The sequence below is a fragment of the Stenotrophomonas sp. STEN008 genome, from assembly GCF_056760435.1.
Genome location: NZ_JBRRET010000079.1, coordinates 1 through 2948 on the forward strand (window position 1 = coordinate 1; position 2948 = coordinate 2948).

At 71.5% G+C, this 2948-nt stretch carries 3 protein-coding genes; 2 read left to right on the plus strand and 1 reads right to left on the minus strand.

Translation table 11 applies throughout. The features are described from left to right. Positions 1–231 precede the first annotated feature (231 nt). On the plus strand, positions 232–1203 hold the full coding sequence (locus ACVOME_RS18610) for an MBL fold metallo-hydrolase (protein ID WP_263175732.1): 972 nt from the start codon (positions 232–234) through the stop codon (positions 1201–1203). A 67-nt stretch (positions 1204–1270) separates the two neighbouring features. Here ACVOME_RS18610 and yihA read toward each other — a convergent pair whose 3' ends face one another. Further along, the gene (gene yihA / locus ACVOME_RS18615) at positions 1271–1873 is read right to left on the minus strand and encodes a ribosome biogenesis GTP-binding protein YihA/YsxC (RefSeq protein WP_053519877.1); all 603 of its coding nucleotides are present in this window, start codon (positions 1871–1873) and stop codon (positions 1271–1273) included. A 156-nt stretch (positions 1874–2029) separates the two neighbouring features. On the opposite strand from yihA, the gene ACVOME_RS18620 reads away from it, so the two are divergent. After that, positions 2030–2830, plus strand: a complete 801-nt coding sequence (locus ACVOME_RS18620) for a c-type cytochrome (RefSeq protein WP_065175142.1) — start codon at positions 2030–2032, stop codon at positions 2828–2830. Positions 2831–2948: the final 118 nt, after the last annotated feature.

Below are 2948 nucleotides of genomic sequence, written 5' to 3' on the forward strand. Positions count from 1 at the left end.
GGGGGGGGGGGGGGGGGGGGGGGGGGGGGGGGGGGGGGGGGGGGGGGGGGGGGGGGGGGGGGGGGGGGGGGGGGGGGGGGGGGGGGGGGGGGGGGGGGGGGGGGGGGGGCCCCAGCCCTGCCAGCACACCCCCTTCCCTGAGCATTCCGCGCAGCGGTTTGAGCGCCGCGCGCACGCCGGCCACGGCACGCTAGCCGCAACGGAACCGCCCGTCCTCCATCGAGAACCCTCATGACCCTGCATCACCTGCCGCTGCGCGGCGCCCTGCTGCTGGCCCTGGCTGCGCTGCCGCTGACCGCACTCGCCGAAGCCACCTCACCCGCACCCACCCGGCAGATGCCCGGCGTCTATCACCACCGCATCGGCACCCTGCAGGTCACCGCCCTGTTCGATGGCGTGGTCGCACTCGGCCGGCAGGAAGTGGTCGACGTGCCGCCGACGCTGGTCACCCGCCTGCTGGAAGGCCGCTATGTCCCCGAAGACAGCAAGGGCCTGCAGACCGCGGTCAATGCTTACCTGATCCGCCAGGGCAATCACCTCACCCTGGTCGACACGGGCACCGCACAGTGCTTCGGTCCCGGCCTGGGCCAGGTACTGGGCAACCTGCGTGCCGCAGGCGTGGATCCCGCCGAGGTGGACGACATCCTGCTGACCCACGCCCACCCTGACCATCTGTGCGGCGTGCTCGACGCGCAGGGCAAGCCGGCCTATCCGAACGCGACGGTGTGGCTGTCCAGGGCCGACGCGGACTACTGGCTCAACCCGGCCAGCGAAACCACCGCACCGGAGGGCGTGCGCTTTGCCTTCCCGCTCGCCCGAACCGCCGTGGCGCCTTATCAGGCCAGCGGCCACCTGCGTACCTTCCAGCCAGGCGATGCCCTCCCCGGCGGTGCCCTGGCGATGGATACCCATGGCCACACCCCCGGCCACGTCTCTTACCGGTTCGACAGCCAGGGCCAGTCACTGCTGGTGTGGGGCGACGTGCTGCACTTCCACGCGGTGCAGTTCGCCCACCCGGAAGCCGCGTTCGAGGCCGATTCGGACCGCAAGGCGGCCACGGCCAGCCGCCGCAGTCTGTTGCAGCAGGCCACCGCCGGGGCGTGGTGGGTGGCGGGTGCGCATCTGCCTTTCCCGGGCCTGGGCCACGTGCGCAGGGACGGCCAGGCCTATGCCTGGGTGCCGGCGGAGTATTCGCCATTGTGAGGGTGTGCCGACCAAGGTCGGCCCCCACCGATCCGGTAGCGCCGGGCCATGCCCGGCGGGCGAGAGGTTATTCCAGGCCCAGCCAGCCACCGATCACGGCACGGGCTTCGTCCACGCCGGTGCGGTCTTCGCCGGAAAACACCTGCACGCTGACGCTGTCGCCGTAGGCCGACTGCAGTTCCTTGCGCACCTTCTGCAGCGTCTGCATCTGCTGGCCGCGGCCTAGCTTGTCGGCCTTGGTCAGCAGCGCATGCGCCGGCAGGCCGCGCTGTACGGCGTAAGACAGCATCTGGCGGTCGTAGTCCTTCAGCGGGTGGCGGATGTCCATCACCACCACCAGCCCCTTCAGTGCCTCCCGGGTACGGAAGTACCGGTCGATGAAGGCCTGCCAGTGCGCCTGCAGCTCCAGCGGCACCTTGGCGTAGCCGTAGCCGGGAAGGTCGACCAGGCTTGCTTCCGGGGTGATCTGGAAGAACACCAGCTGCTGCGTGCGGCCGGGGGTCTTGGAGACGCGGGCCAGGGCATTCTGCCGGGTCAACGCATTGAGGGCGCTGGACTTGCCGGCGTTGGAGCGGCCGGCGAAGGCCACTTCGGCCCCTTCGTCGGGCGGCAGCTGCCGCGCGTTGTGGGCCGAGAGGTGGTAACGGGCGCGTTCAAGGAGCAATGACATGCGCATAGGATCGCATGTTGCGGCGCCGCGCGCCCGTGCCGACGGCCCCAGCGGGGATTTTGCTGCACTGCTTCGTTGACCGTGCGTGGAAACGCCGTTGATAATCCGGGCGATGCCGGCGGCCACCGCCCGGCCCGGTCCATACGGAGCTTTAGCATGCGCCACGCTCGCGTTCTTGCCGTATCCGCCCTTGCCACTGCTGTCGTTGTTGCCGCCGCTGCGTTCGCGCAGACCACGTTGACCCCGCTGCCCGACAACGGGCCGATCAACACCGCCTCGCTGGAGGTGGATTTCAGCAAGACGACCTGGGGCGATGCCAAGGCTGGCCAGGGCAAGGCTGCGGCCTGCGCGGCCTGCCATGGTGCCGACGGCAATTCCACGGTCGAGATGTACCCGTCCATCGCCGGCCAGAGCGAGCGCTATGTCGCCCAGCAGATGGCCCTGATCGCCAACGGCCAGCGCAGCTCCGGTGCGGCAGTGGCGATGGTGCCGTTCGTGCAGAACCTCACCCCGCAGGACATGCGCGACATCGGCGCGTTCTTCGCCACGCAGAAGGCCACCGCCGGCATCGCCGACGACACCGCGGTGACCGAAGGCCCCTACAAGGGCATGAAGTTCTACCAGATCGGCCAGCAGCTGTACCGCGGCGGCGACGCGTCGCGCGGGCTGCCGGCCTGCATGGCCTGTCACGGCCCCAGCGGCGCCGGCAACCCGGGCCCGGCCTACCCGCATATCGGTGGCCAGCACGCCAGCTATGTCGCGCGCCGCCTGCAGGAGTACCAGGCCGGGCAGACCAACGAAACCGACAAGGCGCACTTCCAGATCATGGCCGCGGTGGCACAGAAGCTGACCGAACAGGAAGTGCAGGCGCTGTCCAGCTACCTGCAGGGCCTGCACAACCGGGCCGACGACGTGGCCACCGAAGCCACACCGGCACGACCGGCCGCCGCCCCCTGACCGCCACTGGTCGGGGGGGGGGGGGGGGGGGCGCGCCGGCGGCGCGGGCGGGGGGGGGGTGGCCGGGCGGGGGGGGGCGGGGGGGGGGGGGGGGGGGGGGGAGGGGGGGGGGTGGAGG

Bases quoted from the DNA above. Each gene is read 5' to 3' on its own strand.
- ACVOME_RS18610 (WP_263175732.1), top strand. From the start codon at position 232: ATGACCCTGCATCACCTGCCGCTGCGCGGCGCCCTGCTGCTGGCCCTG.
- ACVOME_RS18620 (WP_065175142.1), top strand. From the start codon at position 2,030: ATGCGCCACGCTCGCGTTCTTGCCGTATCCGCCCTTGCCACTGCTGTC.
- yihA (WP_053519877.1), bottom strand. From the start codon at position 1,873: ATGTCATTGCTCCTTGAACGCGCCCGTTACCACCTCTCGGCCCACAAC.